General features: G+C 64.4%; 21 protein-coding genes and 1 tRNA gene. 8 read left to right on the forward strand and 14 right to left on the reverse strand.

The annotated features are described in order from the left end of the window. Positions 1-6 precede the first annotated feature (6 nt). The 9 genes from XI06_RS22795 to mobB form a co-directional block, all read right to left on the reverse strand. Positions 7-882, reverse strand: a complete 876-nt coding sequence (locus XI06_RS22795) for an NAD(P)-dependent oxidoreductase (RefSeq protein ID WP_271606552.1) — start codon at positions 880-882, stop codon at positions 7-9. A 125-nt stretch (positions 883-1,007) separates the two neighbouring features. Further along, positions 1,008-1,493 carry a Cys-tRNA(Pro) deacylase gene (ybaK, locus tag XI06_RS22800; protein ID WP_271606553.1) on the reverse strand — a complete coding sequence of 162 codons (486 nt, stop codon included), beginning with the start codon at positions 1,491-1,493 and terminating at the stop codon, positions 1,008-1,010. A 191-nt stretch (positions 1,494-1,684) separates the two neighbouring features. After that, complete coding sequence (gene fdhF, locus XI06_RS22805) at positions 1,685-4,453, reverse strand: formate dehydrogenase subunit alpha (RefSeq protein WP_271606554.1); 2,769 nt, start codon at positions 4,451-4,453, stop codon at positions 1,685-1,687. Then, a complete protein-coding gene (locus XI06_RS22810; protein ID WP_237865360.1) occupies positions 4,450-6,159 on the reverse strand; it encodes an NADH-ubiquinone oxidoreductase-F iron-sulfur binding region domain-containing protein in 1,710 nt (569 codons plus the stop codon). Before XI06_RS22810 ends, fdhF begins: the two co-directional genes overlap by 4 nt. A 248-nt stretch (positions 6,160-6,407) precedes the next feature. Continuing rightward, positions 6,408-6,686 carry a hypothetical protein gene (locus XI06_RS22815; protein WP_237865356.1) on the reverse strand — a complete coding sequence of 93 codons (279 nt, stop codon included), beginning with the start codon at positions 6,684-6,686 and terminating at the stop codon, positions 6,408-6,410. Positions 6,687-6,774: 88 nt separating this feature from the next. Beyond that, entirely contained in the window at positions 6,775-8,427 is a 1,653-nt protein-coding gene (locus tag XI06_RS22820) for an OFA family MFS transporter (protein WP_271606555.1), read from the reverse strand. A 318-nt stretch (positions 8,428-8,745) separates the two neighbouring features. After that, positions 8,746-9,009, reverse strand: a complete 264-nt coding sequence (locus XI06_RS22825) for a sulfurtransferase TusA family protein (RefSeq protein WP_237865354.1) — start codon at positions 9,007-9,009, stop codon at positions 8,746-8,748. A gap of 45 nt (positions 9,010-9,054) precedes the next feature. Further along, positions 9,055-10,311 carry a molybdopterin molybdotransferase MoeA gene (locus XI06_RS22830; RefSeq protein WP_271606556.1) on the reverse strand — a complete coding sequence of 419 codons (1,257 nt, stop codon included), beginning with the start codon at positions 10,309-10,311 and terminating at the stop codon, positions 9,055-9,057. Between the two features lie 9 nt (positions 10,312-10,320). Next, positions 10,321-10,848 carry a molybdopterin-guanine dinucleotide biosynthesis protein B gene (mobB, locus tag XI06_RS22835; protein ID WP_237891646.1) on the reverse strand — a complete coding sequence of 176 codons (528 nt, stop codon included), beginning with the start codon at positions 10,846-10,848 and terminating at the stop codon, positions 10,321-10,323. Positions 10,849-10,954: 106 nt separating this feature from the next. Between mobB and fdhD the strand changes: the two genes are divergently transcribed. From fdhD to XI06_RS22850, 3 genes are all read left to right on the forward strand, one after another. After that, positions 10,955-11,845 (forward strand): formate dehydrogenase accessory sulfurtransferase FdhD, encoded by an 891-nt coding sequence (fdhD, locus tag XI06_RS22840; protein ID WP_237865350.1) that lies wholly within the window; start codon positions 10,955-10,957, stop codon positions 11,843-11,845. Further along, a complete protein-coding gene (gene mobA / locus XI06_RS22845) occupies positions 11,835-12,482 on the forward strand; it encodes a molybdenum cofactor guanylyltransferase MobA (protein ID WP_271606557.1) in 648 nt (215 codons plus the stop codon). Before fdhD ends, mobA begins: the two co-directional genes overlap by 11 nt. Before the next feature lie 70 nt (positions 12,483-12,552). After that, on the forward strand, positions 12,553-12,798 hold the full coding sequence (locus XI06_RS22850) for a hypothetical protein (protein WP_237865347.1): 246 nt from the start codon (positions 12,553-12,555) through the stop codon (positions 12,796-12,798). On the opposite strand, the gene XI06_RS22855 is transcribed toward XI06_RS22850, so the two are convergent. The 4 genes from XI06_RS22855 to XI06_RS22870 are packed head-to-tail and all read right to left on the reverse strand — an operon-like array spanning position 12,765 to position 17,894. Continuing rightward, positions 12,765-13,892 carry an FAD-dependent monooxygenase gene (locus XI06_RS22855; RefSeq protein ID WP_271606558.1) on the reverse strand — a complete coding sequence of 376 codons (1,128 nt, stop codon included), beginning with the start codon at positions 13,890-13,892 and terminating at the stop codon, positions 12,765-12,767. The two genes, XI06_RS22850 and XI06_RS22855, sit on opposite strands and share 34 nt — an antisense overlap. A 44-nt stretch (positions 13,893-13,936) precedes the next feature. After that, the gene (locus XI06_RS22860) at positions 13,937-15,886 is read right to left on the reverse strand and encodes a molybdopterin biosynthesis protein (RefSeq protein WP_237872799.1); all 1,950 of its coding nucleotides are present in this window, start codon (positions 15,884-15,886) and stop codon (positions 13,937-13,939) included. Between the two features lie 13 nt (positions 15,887-15,899). Next, the gene (locus XI06_RS22865; protein WP_271606559.1) at positions 15,900-17,006 is read right to left on the reverse strand and encodes a molybdopterin-binding protein; all 1,107 of its coding nucleotides are present in this window, start codon (positions 17,004-17,006) and stop codon (positions 15,900-15,902) included. A gap of 54 nt (positions 17,007-17,060) precedes the next feature. Beyond that, positions 17,061-17,894 carry a substrate-binding domain-containing protein gene (locus tag XI06_RS22870; protein WP_237891620.1) on the reverse strand — a complete coding sequence of 278 codons (834 nt, stop codon included), beginning with the start codon at positions 17,892-17,894 and terminating at the stop codon, positions 17,061-17,063. A 126-nt stretch (positions 17,895-18,020) separates the two neighbouring features. On the opposite strand from XI06_RS22870, the gene XI06_RS22875 reads away from it, so the two are divergent. From XI06_RS22875 to XI06_RS22885, 3 genes are all read left to right on the forward strand, one after another. Then, the gene (locus XI06_RS22875; protein WP_271606560.1) at positions 18,021-18,281 is read left to right on the forward strand and encodes a hypothetical protein; all 261 of its coding nucleotides are present in this window, start codon (positions 18,021-18,023) and stop codon (positions 18,279-18,281) included. Between the two features lie 9 nt (positions 18,282-18,290). Beyond that, positions 18,291-19,184, forward strand: a complete 894-nt coding sequence (locus XI06_RS22880) for a helix-turn-helix transcriptional regulator (protein WP_271606561.1) — start codon at positions 18,291-18,293, stop codon at positions 19,182-19,184. 102 nt (positions 19,185-19,286) lie between these two features. Next, a complete protein-coding gene (locus tag XI06_RS22885; protein ID WP_271606562.1) occupies positions 19,287-20,501 on the forward strand; it encodes an ABC transporter substrate-binding protein in 1,215 nt (404 codons plus the stop codon). A 27-nt stretch (positions 20,502-20,528) separates the two neighbouring features. Here XI06_RS22885 and XI06_RS22890 read toward each other — a convergent pair whose 3' ends face one another. After that, positions 20,529-21,494 carry a TAXI family TRAP transporter solute-binding subunit gene (locus XI06_RS22890; protein WP_271606573.1) on the reverse strand — a complete coding sequence of 322 codons (966 nt, stop codon included), beginning with the start codon at positions 21,492-21,494 and terminating at the stop codon, positions 20,529-20,531. A 104-nt stretch (positions 21,495-21,598) separates the two neighbouring features. Between XI06_RS22890 and XI06_RS22895 the strand changes: the two genes are divergently transcribed. Continuing rightward, the gene (locus XI06_RS22895; RefSeq protein ID WP_271606563.1) at positions 21,599-22,573 is read left to right on the forward strand and encodes a Bug family tripartite tricarboxylate transporter substrate binding protein; all 975 of its coding nucleotides are present in this window, start codon (positions 21,599-21,601) and stop codon (positions 22,571-22,573) included. A 330-nt stretch (positions 22,574-22,903) separates the two neighbouring features. Further along, positions 22,904-22,979: transfer RNA gene (locus XI06_RS22900), tRNA-Ile, on the forward strand. Positions 22,980-23,333: the final 354 nt, after the last annotated feature.

Raw genomic sequence — 23,333 nt, forward strand, 5'->3', positions numbered from 1 at the left:
CGCCGGTTATTTTCCGGGTTCAAGCAGCCTTGCGATGACGGGGAAGTAAGCATCGCCCATCCCGCCCTCGATCGCCTCCTCGAAGATCGTACGGATCAGCGCGGCCCCGCGCATGTTGACGCCGGTCTGTCTGCCGAGTTCAAGCGCGTAGGTCAGATCCTTCATCGCATATTCGGTCGAGAACGCGCGCAGGGGATACTCGTTCGGAACAATGGCTTTCATGCCATGGTTACGCAGCGCAAAGCTGTCGGCCGAGCCTTTCGACAACGTTTCCAGCAACAATTTTGGTTCGACACCGCTACGCTTTGCGACCGCGACGGCCTCCGCCAGCGCATTCACGGTCTCGAACAGCACCATGTTGTTGAGGATTTTTGTGATCTGGCCGGCGCCGGTGCCGCCGCACAGGGTGACATCGGTGGCGAAATGCCGGATCAGCGGCTCGACTTGCGAAAACTGCGCGGACGTGGCGCCGACCATCACGCTGAGCGTGCCGTCCTGCGCGGCCTGACGCGTGCGGGCGATCGGTGCGTCGATCCAGAGCGCTCCCTTTTCTGCGAGTTGGCGGGCAAATTCACGCGTCATCCCGACCTCGGACGTTCCGAGATCGACAACGATCTGGCCGCGCCGGACGGCCGGCAGAATGCCGCCCTCGAAGGCCGACAACACATGCTTGGCACTGGGCAGGCAGAGGAAGGTGACATCGCTGCCACCGACGACGTCGGCCACGGAATTTGCCGCGACCGCCCCGTCAGCCGCGATCCGCGCCAGCGGCTCCACGGCGAGGTCGAAGGCCAGCAGCTTGCGCCCGCTCTTGCGCAGCAAATTCCGGCAGATGGGCTCGCCCATGACACCGAGACCGATAAATCCGATTGCGTCAGTCATTCAGGCGCCCTCCCCGACGTCACGCGTCGCTCATGTGTTTGGGCAAGCATTAGCCGCCGCAAGGTCCGGCAGCCAGCGACGGCGCGTAAACCAGCCTTGCGAGTCGCGCTGGTGTGGCGATCACCTCAGGCGAGCACGTCGGCCACGACTGCCTTCACGACATCCCGCACATCGGTCGGCTTCATCCGCACTTGCAGCCCGCGTTGACCGCCATTGAGATAGACGAGGTCATGTGCGAGCGCGCTCTGCTCGAGCACCGTGCCGACCTGCTTGCGCTGCCCGAACGGGCTGATGCCGCCGACCTTGTAGCCAGTGACGCGCTCGGCCTCCGGCGGCTTCATCATCTGCGCCGATCTGCCGCCAGCGGCCGCGGCGAGCTTCTTCATCGAGACTTCCTGGTCGGACGGGACGATGACGCAGACCGGCTTGCCGTCCACCAGCGCCATCAGCGTCTTCAGCACGCGTGCCGGGTCTTCACCGAGCGCGGCGGCCGCCTGCAGGCCAATGCTCTCGGCGTCAGGATCGTAGTCGTAGTCGTAGTCGTAGGCGTGGACGGTGAAAGCGACACCGGCGGCTGTGAGCGCGCGGGTGGCCGGGGTGACTTTGGACATGGGAACACATGTAGCATTATGGGGTAGGCTCGCACCACACCCTCACTGTCATCGCCCGGCTTGACCGGGCGATCCAGTACGCCGAGGCGGTGTGGCTGAATCGATGGGCCGCGGCGTACTGGATGCCCCGCCTTCGCGGGGCATGACAGCGCGTTGTGTGGCAACCCTGCGGCAGCAACCGCGAGGCCTTCCTACTCCGCCGCGTCCCGCATCTCCGCCCGTTCGGCCCTCGCCGCGCAGAACTTGAACTCCGGGATCTTGCCGAATGGATCGAGTGCCGGGTTGGTCAAAAGGTTCGCAGCCGCTTCGGCGTAGCAGAACGGCATGAACACCATGTTTTCAGGCACGTCGCGGTCCGACCGCACCTTGACCTCGACCGCGCCGCGGCGGGTCTCCAGACGGATGAAGTCGCCGGGCACGAGCTTCTTCTTGCGCATGTCCTTTGGCGACATGAACGCGACCGCCTCGGGTTCGATCTGGTCGAGCACCTGGGCGCGGCGGGTCATTGAGCCGGTGTGCCAGTGCTCCAGCACGCGGCCGGTCGAAAGCACCATCGGATATTCGTCGTCCGGCAGTTCATCCGGCGGAATGACCTTGGCCGGCACGATCTTGCCGCGGCCGCTCGCGGTCGGGAAGCCCGTGGTGAAGATGATCTCGTTGCCGGGCTTGTTGGGATCATCGGCCGGATAGGTGACGGCGCCTTCGCGCACCAGCCGCTCCCAGCTGATGTTCTTGAGCGACGGCATCAGCTCCGCCATCTCGGTGTAGACCTCGCCCGGACCGGAATAATTCCACGGCAGGCCCATGCGCTTGCCGATCTCCTGGATGATCCAGAGATCCTGCCGTGCATCGCCGGGCGGCTTGATCACCTGGCGCGCGAGCTGCACGCGGCGATCGGTGTTGGTGAAGGAGCCGTCCTTCTCGGCAAAGGCCGAGGCCGGCAGGATGACGTCCGCGTGGAACGCGGTCTCGGTGACGAAGAGATCCTGCACCACGAGATGGTCGAGCATCGCGAGCGCCTGGCGCGCATGCTGCAGATCAGGATCGGACATCGCGGGGTTCTCGCCCTCGATATACATGCCCTTGATCTCGCCGGCGTGGATCGCATTCATGATCTCGACCACGGTCAGGCCGCGCACGGGATCGAGATCCTGCTGCCAGAGCTTTTCGAAGCTGCCGCGCAGATCGTCGCGACCGACCGGCTGGTAGTCCGGCAGGAACATCGGGATCAGGCCGGCGTCGGAGGCGCCCTGCACGTTGTTCTGGCCGCGCAGCGGATGCAGGCCGGTGCCCGGGCGGCCGACCTGGCCGGTGATCAGCGCCAGCGCAATGAGGCAGCGCGCATTGTCGGTGCCGTGGACGTGCTGGCTGATGCCCATGCCCCAGAAGATGATCGAGGATTTCGCGCGCGCGTAGGTGCGCGCGACCTCGCGCAGCGTCTGCGCCGGGATGCCGCAGATCGGCTCCATCTTCTCCGGCGTGAACTCCTTGATCTTCTCCTTGAGGTCCTCGAACCCCTCGGTGTAGCCGGCGATGTACTGATCGTCGGTCAGGCCTTCGGTGATGATCGTATTGATCATCGCGTTCAGCATGGCGACGTCGGAGCCGGGCTTGAACTGCAGGTGCTTGGTGGCGTGACGCGACAGCGACTGCCGGCGCGGATCCATCACGAACAGCTTTGCGCCGTTCTGCTTGACCGCGTTCTTGATGAAGGTGGCCGCGACCGGGTGGTTGACCGTCGGATTGGCGCCGATCACCCAGATCACTTCCGCGTCCATCGCCGCGGAGAACGGCGCCGACACCGCGCCCGAGCTCAGGCCTTCGAACAGCGCGGCGACCGACGAGGCGTGGCAAAGGCGCGTGCAGTGGTCGACATTGTTTGACCCGAAGCCGGTGCGGACCAGCTTCTGGAAAAGATAGGCCTCTTCGTTCGAACCCTTGGCCGAACCGAAACCGGCGAGCGCCTTCACGCCCTTCTCATCGCGGATCTTGAGGAGACCCTTGGCGGCGATGTCGAGCGCCTCGTCCCAGCTCGCTTCACGGAAATGCGTGAACGGATTGGCAGGATCGACCTGATCGTTGGAATCCTTCTTCGCATTCGGCAGCCGCACCAGCGGCTTGGTCAGGCGATGCGGATGGTGGATGTAGTCGAACCCAAAGCGGCCCTTGACGCAGAGACGATTGTGATTGGCCGGACCATCGCGGCCCTCGGCGTAGATCACCTTCTCGTCCTTGACCTCATAGGTGACCTGGCAGCCGACGCCGCAGAACGGGCAGAGCGAATCCACCTTCTTGTCAGCGTAGGTCACGCGGGTCTGCTTGTCGTCGAGCATCACAGCCGGCATCAAGGCGCCGGTCGGGCAGGCCTGCACGCATTCACCGCAGGCAACGCAGGTCGACTCGCCCATGGGATCGTCGAAATCGAACACGATTTTGGAATCGTGATTACGATAAGCCATGCCGATGACATCGTTGACCTGGACCTCGCGGCAAGCGCGCACGCAGAGGCCACACTGGATGCAGGCATCGAGATTGACGCGCATCGCCGGATGGCTGGCATCGGTCTCCCAACGCTCGGCGGCAGGGAAGCGGCTCTCGGTGACGCCGGTCGTCTCGGCCCAGTGCCAGAATTTGGAATCCGGATCGTGCGAGGTCTCGCGCGCCGGCTGGTCGGCGACCAAGAGCTCCATCACCATTTTCTGCGCGGCAGTCGCGCGCGAAGATTCCGTCTTCACCTTCATGCCGACCGACGGCGTGCGTTTGCAGGACGCGGCGAGCACGCGCTCGCCCTCGATCTCGACCATGCAGACGCGGCAATTGCCGTCGGGGCGATAGTCGGGCGCGGGCGAATAACAGAGATGCGGAATCTCGCGGCCCTGCCGTTTGGCAACCTGCCAGATCGTCTCGCCGGGCTTGGCCTCGACCTGCTTGCCGTCGAGCTCGAACGTAATCTTCGTCATTCGGCCGCTTCCTTGAACTCGTCAGGGAAATATTTGATCACGGAGGACAGCGGATTCGATGCCGCCTGTCCGAGCCCGCAGATCGAGGCATCGCGCATCGCCTGGCTCAATTCTTCCAGCAATGCGCGGTTCCAGACCGGCTTCTGCATCAGCTGCGCTGCCTTCTGGGTTCCGACCCGGCACGGCGTGCACTGGCCGCAGCTCTCGTCCTCAAAGAACTTCATCAGGTTGAGTGCCGCTGCGCGCACGCTGTCCTTCTGCGACAGGATCACGATCGCGGCCGAGCCAATGAAACAGCCGTATTTCTCCAGCGTGCCGAAATCGAGCGGGATGTCGTCCATCGACGCCGGCAGGATGCCGCCGGACGCGCCGCCCGGCAGATACGCATAGAACTGATGGCCGTCGGCCATGCCGCCGCAATATTCGTCGATCAGCTCGCGCACGGTGATGCCCGCGGGTGCAAGCTTCATGCCCGGGTTCTTGACGCGGCCGGAGACCGAGAAGCTGCGCAGGCCATGGCGCTCATGGCGACCATTACCCTTCCACCAGTCGGCGCCCTTCTCGACAATGTCGCGTACCCACCACAGCGTCTCGATGTTGTTGATCAGCGTCGGCAAGCCGAACAGACCAACCTGGAACGGATAAGGCGGCTTGTGCCGGGGCAGGCCGCGCTTGCCCTCGATGCTCTCGAGCAGAGAAGACTCTTCGCCGCAGATGTAAGCACCAGCACCGCGGCGCATGTGCAGCGTCGGGCCGCCTGCGGGGAGCTTGGCGATTTCTCGTTCAAGAATCTCGCGCGAGGCCGGATATTCGTCGCGCAGATAAATGTAAACGTCGGAGGCCTGCACCACATGCGCGCCGATCAGCATGCCCTCGATGAAGCGGTGCGGATCGGTTTCGAGATAATAGCGATCCTTGAACGTCCCGGGCTCGCCCTCGTCGCCGTTGATCGCCATCAGCCGCGGTCCGGGCTCTCCCAACACGGCGCGCCATTTGCGCCCTGTCGGGAAACCGGCGCCGCCGAGGCCGCGCAGCGAGGCATCATCGAGCGCCTTCAGAAGATCGTCCGTCGACATCTCGCCCGAGCGCACGCGGCCGAGGAGCTTGTAGCCGCCGCCCGCGACATAGGCATCGTAGTCGACATACTTTGGCAGATGCGCATGCGTGTCGCCGGACTTCGCCGCAGCCATTACATTGGCAACGGTGGCATGATCCACGAAATTGTGCCCGACTTCGGCGGCAGGCGCGGTGTCGCAGCGGCCGACGCAGGGCGCGCGCACGACGCGAATGCCGGGGCCAGATGCGCTCTGCAAATCCTCAAGCAGCTTCTCTCCGCCGAGCATCGCGCAGGTCAGCGAATCGCAGACGCGGATCGTCAGCGGAGCGACGTCAGGCTCGCCTTCCTTCACGACGTCGAAATGCGCGTAGAAGGTCGCGGTCTCGAACACTTCGGCGAAAGCGAGCTTCATCTCGTCGGCAAGGGCTGCAAGATGCGCAGCCGAGATCTGGCGAAATGTGTCCTGGATCAGGTGCAGATATTCAATCAGGAGATCGCGCCGCCGCGGGCGATCGCCGAGCAATTGCTCGATCTCATGCGAGGCGGTCGGATCGACCTGCCTGCCCTTGGGCGTAGCCTTGGCGCGCCGGCGCCCTTCGCCCGGATGCTCGAATTCCCTGACCTTGTGAACGTCGTCGTTGCTGCTCATGGAAACGTCGCGTTCTCCTCAAAAGCGCGATGATCTCAGGCTGGATAACCATCGCGATCCGCCGTTATTACCAGGCCCGACAATCGGGAACCGCATCGTCGGCACCCCGGCAGATCAGGCCTCATTCCAGGCGACTCTAGCCTCTGGTATACCAGACGCCAAGTAAATTTAGAACGACTCTATAATCATTTAGGGGGCGGGCAGCCGCCCTGCCACGCCCCCCTAAGCAAGTCGATCGCGGAACCTCGTCAGGTCTTCTCCATGCAGTCCTGGATGTAGAACCAGCGATCGTCGCCGATCAGTCCTTTGGCCTTCACCTCGGAGCGGCACGCCTTCAGCTTCGGCTTGTTGGCCGACCACTTGGCCTTCATCTCTTTCAGTTTCTGCATGGTGAGCTTGATCTTGCCCGGCGGCTTTGCGTCGGTCGTCGCCGCGGCAGGCGCCGGTGTCGCTGCAGTCTGCGCCGACGCGGTATGAAAGCTTGCTGCCAGCAGCATGGCGGCAAGGCAGATACGGGTGCGAAGCATAAGAATCCCCCTAGGTCCCATTCTCGATTGCTTGTCAGGTGAGCACCGCGGGCGGCTGGCGTCAGCCTCCCGCGGTCGTGGGTTGCGATCAGAGGATCTTCACCGCGCTCTCGAGCGTCTTGTACACGCCCCATGCCAGCGGGATGCCGACGAAGAGCCAGAACAGCGCGGCCTTGACGTCGAGGCCGCCGGTGCCGATTCCGAACGAGCCGGTCTGGACCGCACCTGCGCCGGCCTTTGCCGCGTGCAACTTCGCGAGCTCCGCCTCGCTCATATACCACCTCGAATTGACCGGCTTGACGAGGTAGTTGCAGATGATGCCCGCGATCAGCATCGCACAGAGAATGTACATCGTCGTGTTGTACAACTGATCACGCGGCACGCCCGCCGCGAGCTGGAACTCGCGGAGGTAGTTGACCACGACGGGACCGATGATGCCCGCGGTCGACCATGCCGTCAGCAGCCGGCCATGGATGGCGCCAACGAATTGCGTTCCGAACATGTCGGCGAGATAGGCCGGCACGGTGGCGAAGCCGCCGCCATACATCGAGAGGATGATGCCGAAGCCGAGCACGAAGAGCAGCTTCGAGCCCATCGCCGCGAAGGTCGGCGCCAGTGCGTAGAGCACGATGCCGAGGATGAAGAACGTATAGTAAGTGTTCTTGCGGCCGATATAGTCCGACAGCGACGCCCAGACGAAACGACCGCCAATGTTGAACAGCGACAGCAGGCCGGCGAAGCCCGCCGCGATGCCGGCGATGACGGTCTTCTGATCGGCCGAGAGCTGGCTGAAGGTGAGTTCGGGATGCCCGATCAGCTTGCCGGCGAAGATTTCCTGAAGCATCGGCGAAGCCATGCCGATCACGCCGATACCGGCCGACACGTTCAAGCACAGCACCCACCAGATCAGCCAGAACTGCGGCGTCTTGTGCGCGTTGTCGAGGTGGACGTGATGCTCGGTGATCATCGACTTCTTTTCGCTCGGCGGCGTCCAGCCCTCGGGCTGCCAGCCAGCCGGCGTCACGCGATAAGCGAAGGCACCGATGGTCATGAAGATGAAATAGACGATGCCCATGACGACGAAGGTCTGCCACACACCGACGTCGGTCGACGATTTGAAGTAGTTGATCAGCAGATTGGCGAACGGCGCGCCGATCATCGCACCACCGCCAAAGCCCATAATGGCCATGCCAGTCGCCATGCCGCGGCGATCGGGGAACCACTTGATCAGCGTCGACACCGGCGAGATGTAGCCGAGGCCAAGTCCGACGCCGCCGATAACGCCGGCCCCGAGCCACATGATCCAGAGTTGATGGACGTAGATGCCGAGCGCGCCGACCAGGAGCCCGCCGCCCCAGCAAAGCGCGGCAACGAAGCCGGCCTTGCGCGGACCGGCCCGCTCAAGCCAACCGCCCCAGATTGCGGCGGAGACGCCAAGCAGGACGAAGAACAGCGTGAACATCCAGCCCAGACTGGCGACCTTCCAGTCGCAGGTGGTGGTGAACAGCTCCGACCACAGCGACATGTCCGGGCAGGCCTTGGGCGCAGTCAATCCGATCGCGCGCGAGAGCGGCAACCAAAACACCGAGAAGCCATAGGCCATGCCGATGCACAGATGGATGCACAGCGCTGCCGGCGGCACCAGCCAGCGATTGAAGCCCGCGGTCGCGATCGTTCGCTCGCGATCGAGAATTCCCGCGCCAGCGCCTGAAATCCTCCCAGCGCTCTCGATTGTCGTCATGCGTACCTCCCCTGCAGCCGCCCTTCTGAGCGAGACTGCCGCTACGATCCTGTTCCTCAGCCCATTGCGGCGCAGCTGTTGTCCCTGCTGCTCCGCACAATCACCCGACGCGCGCCAGGATCGTCACGCGTGTCTGAAAAGTTAACCCCTCGACCGGGGCCCTATGCCCGATACGGTTTGCAGGCTTCGTGCGTGGCCCGCTGCTCCGCGCATCGCGGACGAGACTCAACCTCCGCGCCCGCGCGGACAAAGTCAATTGGGGCAGAAGCCGTGATCGATGTCGATAGATAAAAGGTCGGTATCGGCGCGGTAACGCGCCTAAGAACGCAGCGCACCATTGGCACTTGCTATCGAGCCATTCGTCTTTTCTATCAAGAACACGATGCGCGCCTCATTGCGCTCGGTGATCTCCACCGTGTCGCCCGTCTCGCGGATCAGGTTCGGAATGTCAATCACCGACAAGGGATCGGTGCAGTGGACTTCGAGCTGATCGCCCGGCTGCAATGGTTTCAGCGCCTTGCGCGTCTTTAGGGCTGGCAACGGGCATTTGAGCCCGGTGAGATCAAGTGTCGTTCTGGTCATCGGCGCAACATGGCGGGAGGGATCGACTGCGTCAACGCGAGGACCTCAGAGCAGATCGGCGTAGGACAGGAAACCTACGCTGTCGCCGGGTTCGACGCGGGTGATGTTTTCGCCGAGTTCAATGAGGCCATCGGTCTCCACCAATGACGACAGCAGGCCCGCCCCTTCGCGCGGGAACTTGACCGCCTCAAGCGCACCATCCTGGGCGCGGCGCAAGGAGGCGCGAACATATTCGCGGCGGCCCAGCTTCTTCCTGTAGGTGAACGCCGCACGTAGCGGGATCGGCAATAGCGGCTCCGGCAGACTGCCGGCGAGCGCGAGCACGGTCGGCCGCACCACGTGGACGAATGTGACGAAACTTGCGACGGGGTTGCCGGGCAGCCCGATCAGCGGCGTGCCGCCGATGATGCCCATCGCCACAGGCCGGCCGGGCTTGATCGCCATCCGCCACAGCACGAGTGAGCCGACGCTCTCGACCGCCGCCTTGACGTGGTCCTCCTCGCCGGTCGAGACGCCGCCGGTGGTGAGGATCAGATCATGGTGGCCCGCAACCTGCTTCAATCCGCCGGCAAGCGAAGCACGCTCGTCGCGGAGAATGCCGAGATCGGAGACCTCGCAGCCAAGGCGGCGCAGCATCGCCATCAGCATGAAGCGGTTGGAGTCGAATAGCTGCGAGGCCGCACGCGGCTCCCCGGGCGAGGCCAACTCGTTGCCGGTCGAGAATACGGCGACGCGAATGCGCCTGACGACATCAAGCCTGACAAGGCCAAACGCGGCGGCAAGGGCAACATGCTGCGGCCGCAGTCGCTGGCCTGCCCGCAGCGCGACATGGCCAATGGGGATGTCCTCCCCTGCCGGCCGGACATTGGCACCCGACTTCAGCCCGGGCGGCAGCACGATCTTTCCTGATACATCGATACGGATATCTTCCTGCATGAAGACGGTCTCGGCCCCCGGCGGCATCGGCGCGCCCGTGAAGATGCGCGCGGTGTGGCCGGGCTTGATCGGCGCCTGCGCAACGCCGCCGGCCTGGATACGACCATCGAGCGGAAGCGCCTGTTCCCTGGCTTGCGGGAGATCCGCGTTGCCGACGGCATAGCCGTCGACGGCAGAGTTGGTAAAGGGCGGCAACGGCAGCGGCGCTGCGATATCGCGCGCCAGCACGCGCCCGTCGGCATCTCCGAGCGCCACCGTCTCGAGGTCGGCAATCGCGTGGACGCGGGTCGTGATCAGGCCAACAGCCTCATCGACCGACATCATCGGTCCGCCGAAAGCAAAGCAATCATCCGACAGTTGCGCCATGGTGCCTCGTCAGCGCGTCGCCGCGCTTCTTGCCATCGCATCCTCGACCTGTATCGCGGCACGCAGCATGAGAGCCGCCACAGCCTCGATATCATCGAGATGGACAGTCGGCAGCCGGGTTTCAACCGCAGTGTCGGTCGCAATCCCGACAATGCCGGGATCATCAGGGAACAGCAGCGGCTTGGCATTGGCGGCGCGATGCACCTCGATCTTGCGATGCGGCTCGCGCTTGAAGCCTTCGACCATGACGAGATCGACCGCGGACAGCTTGCTGAGAAGTTCCGGCAACCGCGGCTCGGCCGCGCCGCGCAACTCATGCATCAGGGCCCAGCGGCTCGACGATGCCACCAGCACCTCGGCCGCACCGGCCTCGCGGTGGCGCCAGGAATCCTTGCCGGGCACATCGACGTCGAACTGATGATGGGCATGCTTGATGACGGAGACGCGCAGGCCTTGTGCGTTGAAATGCGGGATCAGCCGCGTCAACAGCGTGGTCTTGCCCGCACCGCTCCAGCCTGCAAGGCCGATGACTTTCATCGCAGCTCGATCTCCGCCGGCAGCATGACGCGCCGGAACTGCCTTCTCCATCGTCGTGCGCATGCTTATATCGGCTTGAGGCGAATGTCATGCTAACGTCGCGACCATGATGAAGATCGACAAGGCCCCGGTGCCCCTGATTATCCCCAATCCCGACGACCCGCGCCTGACCCAGAGCGTGACCGGGACCGACCAGACCGGCGCCAGGGTCGAGATCAAGGTGCCGATGGAGCGGCCGCTGACGCTCTACCTGAATTCGCAGGAGATCGTCACCATGATGACGATCGGCGACTATCCGGAGTATCTGGCTCTCGGCTATCTGCTGAACCAGAACATGCTGAAATATGATGACGCTGTTACCGAGGTCGAATACGACGACGACCTCCAGGTCGTGGTGGTGCGCACCGAGCATCACACCAATTTCGAGGCGAAGCTCAAGAAGCGCACGCAGACTTCAGGCTGCGCGCAGGGCACCGCCTTCGGCGATCTGTTGGAAGCGGTCGAGAGTGTCGCGCTGCCGAAGGCGGAGCTACGCACCTCCTGGCTCTACCAGATGACGCAAACCATCAACACCATGCCATCGCTCTATCTCGAGGCCGGCGCGATCCACGGCTGCGTGCTGTGCAAAGAGGGTGAGCCGCTGTGCTATACTGAGGACGTCGGCCGCCATAACGCGGTCGACAAGATCGCAGGCTGGATGTACCGCCACGGCGTCGATGCCTCCGATAAGATTCTGTACACCACCGGCCGTCTCACCTCTGAGATGGTGATCAAGACCGTACGGATGGGCATTCCTATCCTGGTGTCGCGGTCCGGCTTCACCGCCTGGGGCGTCGATCTCGCACGCCAAGTGGGCCTGACTCTGGTCGGGCGCACCCGCGGAAAACGCTTCATCGCGCTCGCCGGCGAGGAGCGGATCGTCTACGACCAGAACCTCGCTTACGTCGAAGAGGAATCGGCGAGGCACAAGCGCAAGGGCGAGAGTGGTGACGACTGACATTCCGGCAACGCGCGTTCCACCGACTCTTGGCGTGCTGCTCGCTGGCGGCCTTGCACGTCGCATGGGCGGTGGCGACAAGCCGATGCGGACCATCGGCGGCCGCACTATCCTGGAGCGCGTGATCGCGCGCCTTTCGCCGCAATGCAACGGGTTGATCCTGAATGCCAATGGCGATCCCGCGCGCTTCGCTGCGTTTGGCTTGCAGGTGATCGCCGACGACGTGCCCGGCTTCCCCGGTCCGCTCGCTGGCATCCTCGCGGCGCTCGACTGGACTGCAAAAAATCGGCCGGAGATCGAATGGGTACTCAGCGCGGCCGGCGACTGTCCGTTCCTGCCGCGTGATCTCGTCGCACGCCTGCATGAAGCACGTGAGCAAGAAAATGCGCAGCTCGCCGTAGCTGCATCAGGCGACCAGTCGCATCCGGTGATCGGCCTGTGGCGCGTCGCCTTGCGCAACGAGCTGCGTCACGCCCTGGTGGTCGAGGATCTCCGCAAGATCGATCGCTGGACCGCGCGCTATCCGCTCGCGACAGTGACATGGCCGGTCGAGCCGCTCGATCCATTCTTCAATGCCAACACGGTCGAGGACATCACGGAAGCCGAGCGTCTCGCGGCGCTGGATGCGGCATCCTAGCATTTGACGGGACATCGAACCGGACCGAGACGAGCTGCGACTACTGATCGGGGTGCATTCCGGATTAGCCATGGCCGACTCTCTTCTGAATGCCATATTCGCAGTCGTCGACTTCGTGTTCGATCTCTCGAAAGCGATCGACAGCACCAAGCGGCTGAGCCAACAAGCCACGGGCAGCGACAAAATCGTCGACGTCCCGCCGGACCCGAGGCCGCTGCCGCCCGCAGCGCAGCGCGCGCTTGCGGAAGCCGAGGAACGAGAGCGGGCGCGCGAGGCGGCCGCTCAGGCCGCCAGCGGCACCGACCAGGCATCATAACCGTAAACCCAACTCGTATCGGTCCGCTCCCGCAGCCAGATATTGGCGCGCGAGGTCTCCTGCACTCGCGTCGTTCGCTCCTTGCGTGTCCCCTCAAAGCGGCGGAAGGCATCTGCGACGCCGTCGCGGTCGATGCCGTCGAGGCAGCGCGACAACACCGCGGCGTCCTCGATCGCCATGGCCGCGCCTTGCGCCATATAGGGCGTCATCGGATGGCAGGCATCGCCGAGCAGCGTCACCTTGCCGTCGGCCCAGCACTCAAGCGCATCACGATCCATGATCGCCCATTTGTGCACGTCGGGACATGCCGCCAGCACCTTGCCGACTTGCGGATGAAAGCCTTCGAAGGAGGCGCGCAGATCCTGTACGTCCCCCTTCGCCGACCAGGACTCGATGCGGAAGTCCGGCTCCGGCTGGCTGGTGACGAGATAGACCTCGCTACGGTCAGGCTTCACGTAATAGATCACGATATGGCGGTCCTCGCCCCACCATTTGGTGCAATCGTCGATTTTCTCGCCAAGCAGTGCGGCGGGATAGACGGTGCGATAGGCAATGCGCCCGGTGAATTTGACCGGCGCTGTCTTGAACAGGATGTCCCGTACGGCTGAATGAACACCATCCGCACCGACCACAGCATCAGCAACGGCGCTGCTGCCATTGGCAAAGCTGAGCCGGACGCCCTCATTTGTCTCATCGAGACCGACAAGCCTGTGGTTGAGCCTCATGCACTCTTCCGGCACCACGCTCGCCAGCGCCGCATGGAGATCGCCGCGGTGTGCGAGCAGATAGGGCGCGCCGAACCTCTCCTCCGCGCTTTCACCAAAAATCATGTCGAACTTGATGTCGCCGCTCTTCCAATGGCGGTTATTCCAAGAGCGCGGATAGAACGACTGCTCGCGCATCCGCTTCTCTAGCCCCAGCGCCCGCAGCACTTTCATCGCATTGCAGCCGATCTGAGTTCCGGCGCCGATGCGGGCAAACTGCGAGGCCTGCTCGTAGACCATCACGTCGATGCCGACGCGCCTGAGCGCCGCGGCGGTCGCGAGCCCGCCCATGCCGGCACCAATAATCGCAACCGAAAGCGGCCTTGCCATCGCGTCCCCACCCTGTGTCGCGCGCGGCTTGAATGCCGCGTCGTCTATGCGGGCCGGAAGCCCGCTCGCTCAAGTGCCGTGCGCGCCTCGTCCGAGCCGAGGGCGTCAAGGAAGGCCTGTACCGCGGGGCGCTGCTTGCGCGACGTCACCAAGGCAAAGTCATAATGCTCTTCCGCGAACGGAATGAAACCGAGATTGGCCGCATGGGCGACCGGCGCGATGGTCATGCCCCAGTCGGCACGGTGCTGCGCGACGGCCGCGGCAACCGCGTTGTGCGAGCGCGGCTGGTTCCAATAGCCTTCCGGGCGCGCGCCGCCGAGCAGCCGGTCGATCAGGATACGCGTGCCGGCACCCTGGTTGCGGTTGACCATGATGCAGGCGGGGTCGGCGACCGCGGCAGCAACGGCCTCCTTTGCGCCGAGCCCCTCAAAACGCTTGTCGTCCTTGCGGAAAACAATGCCTTGCATCCGCCGCCATCCCGGCACGAGCTCGAGCCCCTCGACGAGGTAAGGCGTGTTGTAGGTCTCGCTCTTGTCGTCGAACAGATGGATCGGCGCGAGATCGCATTCGCCGCGCCTGGCCGCCGCCAGGCCACCGAGACTGCCAACGGCAATCGAGCGCACGGAGAGGCCCGCATGGGCGAGCGGCGCAGTCACGAGATCGAGGCCAGTGCAATGGCTGCCGACGATGACGAGGTCTGGCACCCGCACATGCGGCGTGAACAGAGTCACCTCGGCATTCGTTCCCGCCGGCATCTGGTCGGCGAGCGCATCGATGCGCAGAAAGCCATCGGCCTGCGCGAACGACGTGATCGCACCGGAGCCCTTGCCGGAGGGATAGGCGATCAGCCCGTCCTTGCCCTCGACCAGCGAGACCATCACGAATTCAGTGCGGCCCAGCTCGGATGCAATACGCACCGGCACGGTTGCGCTCACCTTGGCATCGGCGCGCGGCGGCAATCCCGCCATCTTGCGCAACGCCGGCACGATCATGTCGTGGAAGGTGAACATCGCCGAGGTCGGAAAGCCCGGCAGGATCACCACCGGCTTGCCGTCGCAGACCGCAAGGCAGAGCGGCTTGCCGGGCTTGAGCGCCACGCCATGCGCGATAATCCCCGGTTTGCCCAGTCGGCCGATGATGCGATGCGACAGGTCGCCCGCGCCCTTCGACGTGCCGCCCGACAGCACCAGCATGTCGGCATTGGCCAGCGCCTCGCGCATCGCGGCCTCCAGCCTGGCTTCATCGTCGGGAATCGCGCCGAGCAATATCGCCTCGCCGCCATTCTCGTTGATCGCAGCTGCGACAATCGCACCATTGGTGTCGTAGATCGCGGCCGGCGCAAGCGCCTCGCCGGGCTGCACGAGCTCGTCGCCAGTGGAGATCACGGCAACTCGCAGCTTCCGTGCAATTCTCACCTCTGCGATGCCGCAGGCCGCCAGCATGCCGATCTCGCGCGAGCCGATGATCGTGCCAGCGCGCAGCAGCGCTTCGCCGCGCGCGATGTCGGAGCCAGCGTACGAGACGAACTGCCCCGGCGAGACTGCGCGACGGACATCGATCGCATCAAGGCCGGACGGCTGGGTGTGCTCGACCATGACGACGGCGTCGGCGCCGCGCGGTAGCGGGCCGCCGGTCGCGATCGGCGTTGCGGTTCCTGTCATCACTTGCAGCATCGGTGCGGTGCCGCAGTGAATGATCTCGCGGTTCAGCGCCAGCCGCACGGGCGCGCCTTCGCCAGCGACTGAAAGATCCGCCGAGCGCACGGCAAAGCCGTCGACATTGGAGCGATCGAACGGCGGCACGTCGATTGGTGCAGTGATGTCTTCGGCGAGGGGCGCGTCGAGTGCACCGGCAAGCTTGCGGACCTCATTCGGGATCGGACGCGGAAACAGCGCAGCGTCGAAGCGCGCCAGCGCCTCCTCGCGCGAGAGGATTTTGAGGAATTGCTCCTGCTCGAGCGCGCTGCGATCTGGTGGCTTCGGGATCATCGTCATGCCGGAACCCATATCATTCCCGCATCAAATAAGCATCGACTGGCTCGCCCGCCGCAAATCCCTCGTTGCTGGCGGGAATAAGCAGCCATGCATCGGACCGGGCGATCGCGTGCAGCGGCCATTCGCCCATGGCAAGCGGCATCCACGTTTTATGTTCCTCCGCCAATAGCGCGATTTCGGCAATGCCGACGCTGGAGGCGAGCTTGCGCGCAAGCGGCAAGGTCACTGCGCGACGTGGCCGCCGCGCCGACATTCTGTCGATGAGTGGAAGCACGAGCGCCAACCAAACTGCGAGTGCCTGGGCGGGCGAGCCGGGCAAGACGACGACGGGAATGCTTCCGAGCCGACCAGCGGCTGCGGTCCGTCCAGGCTGGAGCGCAAGACCGTGGGCAAGTTTCGCCCCGCGCTCGGCCAGTGCCGTCACCGTGGCATCCGCGCGACCGACGCCGCTGCCGCCGATCGTCACCAGGAGATCGCAAGCCGAGACATCGAGCGCCGCCGCGATCGACGCCGCATCGCGCGACGTGGCTTCATGCGCGCTCACATCCAATCCTGCCGCGCTTGCGAGGTCGGCGATCATCTGCAGCGTCACAGTTGGGCCCGGCACGTTGACGATGCGCAGCCGCGGCCGCCTGACACTCAGCTTGTCCGCACCCGCAACGCGCGCGAGCAGCAGAGCCGCCGCGTCGACGGGACATCCCGCCGCGGCCGCAGGCGTGCTTTCGGCGACATCGCCGCCCGCACGCGCAACGCCCTGTCCCGGAATGCCCTCTGCCAGGACCTGGGCAAGCGGGCCTGACACCTCGATGACGTCGACATCGAGCACGCAATCACATCCCGCCGGCAGCGCATCGCCGGCCTCGACCCACACTGGAAGCCCGGCCAGAGGCAGCGGCGAATAGGAGGATGCGCCGACGAGGTCGCTGGCGCAAAGCGCCCAGCCGTCCACTGCAGCGATGTCGCGCGGCGGATGGGCCGGCAGCAATGGCATGCCCGCGGAAGCACAGCCGGCCGCTTCAATCAGCGGCAATTCCTGCACTGCGACGGGGGTGACGCCGCGCAGCAGCGCAGCGAGCGCGGTAGCGAGCGGCGTCAGCGAGGGCGGCAAGCGCTGGGTCATGCCTCATGATGGACCACGCATCGGGCGGTTTGGCAACCGCACGTACTTCGGCCGTCAGCCGCGCGATTTGTCCGCGTTCGGAAAGAACACCTGCTGCCCGTCGACCTTGTAGCCGGCGATCGCCGCCTGCCCCTCTGGAGAGATCAGCCAATTGATGAAGGTCTGGCCCAGATCCTTCTTCACGTCCGGAAACTTTTCCGGGTTCACCAGCATCACGCCATATTGGTTGAGTAACCGCTTGTCACCCTCGACGATGATGTCGAGATCGCCACGATCCCTGTACGAGATCCAGCTGGCACGATCCGCGAGCATGTAGGCGTTCGCCGTACGCGCGGCGTCGAGCGCCGCGGTCATGCCCTGCCCGCTCTCGCGATACCAGGCGCCCTTGGCGCTGGCGATGTCGATGCCGGCAACGATCCAGAGTGCGAGTTCCGCCGCGTGGGTGCCGGAACGATCGCCGCGCGTCACGAACGGCGCACCCTTGGCCTCGATTGCTTTCAGCGCGGTGGCGATGTCCTTGCCCTTCACGCCCGCGGGATCACTCTTCGGCCCGAGCAGCACGAAATCGTTGTACATCACGTCGTAGCGTTTGGTGGCAAAACCATCGGCAACGAATTTCTCCTCTTGCGGCCGGGCATGCAACAACACCACGTCGGCCTCACCCCGGCGCGCGCCGTCGAGCACCTCGTCGCTCCGGCGTGCGATCACCGTCACCTCGATGCCGATCTTGTCGCGGACGACGGGCAGCAAATAGTCGAGCAGGCCCGATTCTTGTGTCGATGTCGTCGAGGCCAGGACAATCCCGCGCTCCTCGGCAGACGATGTCGCGACGACCCCGGCGAGGCCGCAGAGCAGCGCAAATGCAACGGTCAGTCGGTGAACGGCCATGACGGGTTCCTATCGAAAACGACGCGATCATGATGAGCGATTACGCCGCACTCGTGACGGAGATGGCCGCGGCGACGGCAACATCAGGTAGAGGCTGGGCCAGGGCCACTACCGAAAGGCAGGCTCGTGACGCGCCATGCACCGCGCGACATGAATCATTCGGGAAATTTCGGCAATGAATCAACCGGCACGTTGATTGCACTCACGCGCGCAATGGCCGCAAGGCCCGCACCATCGGCGCCTCGCAAGATCGTCAACCAAAATCAAAACACGTGTCAGGATGTGTTGCAAAGCAACGAGATCATCGGGCATGGTTCGCGCGGACAAAAATCGAAGTGCAGAATTCCACCTGCGTTGAACGCCAAAAAGAAGCAAGAATTTGCATAGGAATGCAGGATGGAATTCCTGACGACCAGTGAAGCCGCGGATTATCTCCGCCTCGGCGAGCGCAAGCTCTACGAACTCGTCACCAACGGCGCGATCCCCTGCACCAAGGTGACAGGCAAATGGCTCTTCCCGCGGCACGAGCTCGATCTCTGGGTCCTGTCGGGCATGGCGCGTCCGGCCGGCATGCTGACGGCGGAGCCGCCGCCGGTGGTGGGCGGCAGCCAGGACGAGTTGCTCGACTGGAGCCTTCGCGAATCCGGCTCGGGCCTCGGATCGATGACCGAGGGCAGCGCGCGCGGGCTCGAGCGGCTGCAACGTAACGAGGTGATGGCGGTCGCCGTGCACTTCCACAGCCTCGATCCCGCGGGCAACCTTGCCTCCGACGCCAGCGTGACGGCGCTGCGGGACGCGCCTGACTTACATGATGCGCTGCTTGTCGCCTTCGTGCGCCGCGAGCAGGGTCTGGTGCTGCCGCCCGGCAATCCGAATCGGCTGCACGGGCTCTCCGACGTGCTCGCGCTCGGCGCGCGGATGGCGATGCGGCAGCAAGGCACCGGCGCGCAGATGCTGCTCGACATGCTGCTGAGGCGCGCCGACGCCACGACGCGCGATCTGCGGCCGGTGGAGACGCCGGCCCTCACCGGGCCCGACCTCGCCGAGATGGTCCGCGCCGGACAGGCCGATTGCGGCGTCGCGACGCGCGCGGCGGCGCGCTCGGCTGGGCTCGATTTTGTGCCGCTGGCCTGGGAGAATCTTGATCTTGCGATGCGGCAGCGCAGCTATTTCCGCCCCGCCATGCAGGCCCTGATCCGGTTCCTCGGCGAACGGCGGCTTCGGCAGCGCGCCGAGGAGCTGACCGGATATGATCCCTCGCCCGCAGGCCAAATCCGCTTCGCGGCCTGAGATTGACGCCCACCCCCAAATAGTTGCAAAAGAAACCAATTCAGCCGGGCCGTACCCGGCAGGCAACTTTCGGCCAACGCGCCGGATCAGGGGAGGACAAGCGTGAATCCAATGAAATTTGGACTGCCGGTTGCGGCCGCCTTAACGGCGGCTCTGCTATCGGGGGCCGCAACGGCGCAGGTGTCCGACGACGTCGTCAAGATCGGCGTGCTCACCGACATGAACGGCCCGGCCTCCGCGCCGACCGGCCAGGGCTCGGTGACGGCCGCACAGATGGCGATCGACGATTTCGGCGGCACCGTGCTCGACAAGCCGATCAGCATCGTAATCGGCGACCACCAGCTCAAGGCCGACATCGGCGCTGCGATCGCGCGGCGCTGGTACGACGTCGACCAGGTCGACCTGATCGTCGACGTGCCGGTCTCGGCCGTGGGCCTTGCGGTGCAGAACATCGCCAACGAGAAGAAGCGGCTGTTCATCACCCACTCCACCGGCACCGCCGATTTCCACGGCAAGTTCTGCTCGCCCTATGCGATGCAATGGGTGTTCGACACCCGTGCGCTCGCGGTCGGCACTGCGGACGCCGTGGTCAAGCGCGGCGGCGACAGCTGGTTCTTCATCACCGACGACTACGCCTTCGGCCACTCGCTCGAGCGCGACGCCTCCAGCGTCATCACAGCCAATGGCGGCAAGGTGCTGGGCTCGGTGAAGCCGCCGCTGGCGACGCCCGACCTCTCCTCCTTCGTGCTGCAGGCGCAGGCCTCCAAGGCCAAGATCATCGGCATTGCGGCAGGTCCCCCCAACAACATGAACGAGATCAAGACCGGCTCGGAGTTCGGCGTGTTCAAGGGCGGCCAGCAGATGGCGGCGCTGCTGGCGCTGATCACGGACATCCACGGCCTCGGCTTGCAGGCCGCGCAGGGCCTGTTGCTGACGACCTCTTTCTATTGGGACATGGACGACAAGACCCGCGAATGGTCGAAGCGCTATTTCACCAAGATGAACAAGATGCCGACGATGTGGCAGGCCGGCGTCTATTCCAGCGTGATCCACTATCTCAACGCCATCAAGGCTGCCGGCACCGACGATCCGCTCAAGGTCGCCGCGAAAATGCGCGAGACGCCGGTCGAGGATTTCTTCGCCCGCCACGGCAAGCTTCGCGATGACAATCTGATGGTGCACGACCTCTGGCTGGTGCAGGTGAAGACGCCGGAGGAGAGCAAATATCCGTGGGACTATTACAAGATCCTCGCGACGATTCCCGGCGACAAGGCGTTCGGCCCGCCCGACCCGGCGTGTCCGATGCTGAAGAAGTGAGAGCGTGACGGCCGCTTCCCGCGGCCGTCATTTCACCACGCCGATCTCGCGATAATATTTCATCACGCCCGGATGAATCAGCTCCGGCCTCGGCGCGGCGGCGACGGTGTTTGCCGCCGTGGTCTCGCACGCCTGCGCGAGCTTCTTGCAGAAGGTTGCTTCGACGCCGTGCAGCGTCCTGGCGAGACGATAGGCGACATCGTCGGGCAGGTCTTCGCGCGTCAGCACAAAGCTCCAGGAGCCGAGCGAGGCGATTGGCTCGCTCTGCTTCGGGTAACTGCCGGCCGGCACGGTCAGCGGTTTGAGGAACGCATGCTTGGCGCGGATGCGCGTGATCTCTTCGGCATCAGGCGCGATGAAGCGCGCGCCTGACGCGCTCGATGCGACCGCGGCAAATCCGGGCCAGCCGATGCCGGCGCCCCACAGCGCTGCGACGCGACCATCCTCGACCATCGCGGGGCCGTCGCCGGCGCGATCGAGATAGATGGCCTTGAAGTCGTCGTCCTGCTTCAGGCCGAGACCATCGAGCACATAGCGCGCCAGGATCGGCAGGCCGGAGCCTTTGGCGCCGAACGCGACCGGCTGGCCGACGAGATCGCGGATCGTCTTGTAGGGACTGTCCGCGCGCACCACGAACATGCCGGGGTTGGAATAGATGGCGGTGAGGATCTTCAGCCGGACCGGCGCGCGGCCGATGCCGGCAAAGGCCTCATAGGCCGGCTCGCCCGCGACCAAAGCGAGATCGAGCTCGCCCTTCTCCAGCAGCGGAATGTTTTCGTTGCTGCCCTTGGTGTTGCGCGGGGCGATGGTGAGCGAGCCATCCGCCGCATTCATCACCTCGGCGAAGGCGTTGCCATAGAGCGGGAAGCCGCCGCCGGGTGTCGCGGTGCCCAAACTGATGGTCGTGGTGGAAATGGCGTTGCCTCCGGTTTGAGCAGCAGCGGGACTGAGCAGCAGCGCCGCACCGAGAAGGATATCGATTGCGAATTTCATCATCGGTCCGGCTGCGCCTGCGTCAACATCGACCAGAGACGATGTAGGCAGCGGGCGGTTTTTGTGAAAGCATGCTCGCAAACAATAAAGCAATGGGAGGCGTCATGTTGCGAATTTTGCGGTGCGCTGGTTTTGGGCTGGTCTTGCTGTCAGGTCTCCTCGCCGCCACCCCTCGCGCCTCCGCCGCCTACCCCGACCGCCCCGTGCACTGGCTGATCGGCTTTGCCGCCGGCGGCCCGGTCGACATCGTCGCGCGCATCATGGCGCAGTGGTTGTCGGACCATCTCGGCCAGCAGTTCATTGTCGAGAACCGCACCGGCTCCGGCGGCAACATCGCGGCCGCCGCCGCGATCAATTCGCCGGCCGACGGCTACACGCTGCTGTTCGTCGCGCCCAACAACGCGATCTCGACCTCGCTGTACAAGAAGCTGCCGTTCGACTTTTTGCGCGACACCACGCCGGTCGCCAGCATCATGCAGCTCACCAACATGCTGGTCGTCTCCAACGCGATGCCGGTGAAGACGGTCCAGGAGTTCATCGACTATTGCAAGGCCAACCCCGGCAAGATCTCGTTCGCCTCCTCTGGCAACGGCACCTCGGTGCACATGTCCGCGGAGCTGTTCAAGGCGATGACCAAGTGCGACATGGTGCATGTGCCCTATCGCGGCTCGGCGATCGCCTTCCCCGACATCATCTCCAACAAGGTGCAGCTGATCTTCGACAATTTGCCTTCCGCGCTCGAGCAGTCGCGCGGCGGCAATGTCCGCGCACTCGGCGTGACCTCGCCGCAGCGCTGGCCCGCGGTGCCCGACGTGCCCGCCATCGCCGAGACCGTGCCGGGCTTCGAATCGGTCGGCTTCTACGGCATCTCCGCGCCGAAGGGCACGCCACCTGAAATCGTCGAGCTCCTCAACAAGGCCGTCAACGACGCGCTGAAAGACCCGAAGGTGGCGGCGCGGCTGACCGAGAATGGCGGCATCCCGAGGCCGATGACGCCGGCCGAGTTCGGCAAGCTCGTCACTGAGGAGACCGAGAAGTGGAAGAAGGTCGTGGAGTTCGCCGGGGTCTCGGTGGACTGAGCGGGCTGTCCTCTGCTTATTCGGGCCGGCAGGAGGGGACTTAAGGGCCCCCTCCCGTCAAAACACCAAAACAACCCCATGCACAGTAGAAAGTGCGGGGATCACAACGGGTTACGGCAGCAAAAATCAAAACCACCGAAAAAACGGTTGTTCCGTCGGGCAAAACAGGCGTATAAGGCCATCATCGCAAAATTCGGTAATTTGGAAATCGCCCTCGACGTCGCGCTGACGTTCCGCGTCGCGCGGCCCGGCATTGCACCCCCGCCTCCATCCCTGTAAACGAACCGCGCACCGTTGCCGGCCGCGCGTTCCGCGGGCCGTCTCGCGGCGGGGCCTGTAGCTCAATGGTTAGAGCCGGCCGCTCATAACGGTCTGGTTGCAGGTTCGAGTCCTGCCGGGCCCACCAATGAAATCAGTGACTTATCAAGCCCGGTTTCGTTTCATCGGAGGCACCGCACCAGATATCGCACCAGATACGCGCGCCTTTCGTTCGCTGGCTGGGTAGCACTCGATTCTGTCGGACAAATCGTTGGGATTGTGATGGCCATACGTGTTGAACAGCACCTCAAGCTACATCCCGAGATACCACGCTGCCTGCCACGGATCCGCGCCTTGCTGCATGAGCCAAGTCGCTGCGCTCTGTCGCAGCGTAGCACCGATGGATGCTCGTAACTGGACGCCGCGGTAATCGCTCTGTGCGGACACTGGAAAAGTGACTCGATTTTCGAATAAGACTGACTCGATTTCCGCCTTAAGAGTG

Origin of the sequence: Bradyrhizobium sp. CCBAU 11434, from assembly GCF_028128895.1 — a bacterium.
Classification (GTDB): Bacteria; Pseudomonadota; Alphaproteobacteria; order Rhizobiales; family Xanthobacteraceae; genus Bradyrhizobium; species Bradyrhizobium zhengyangense.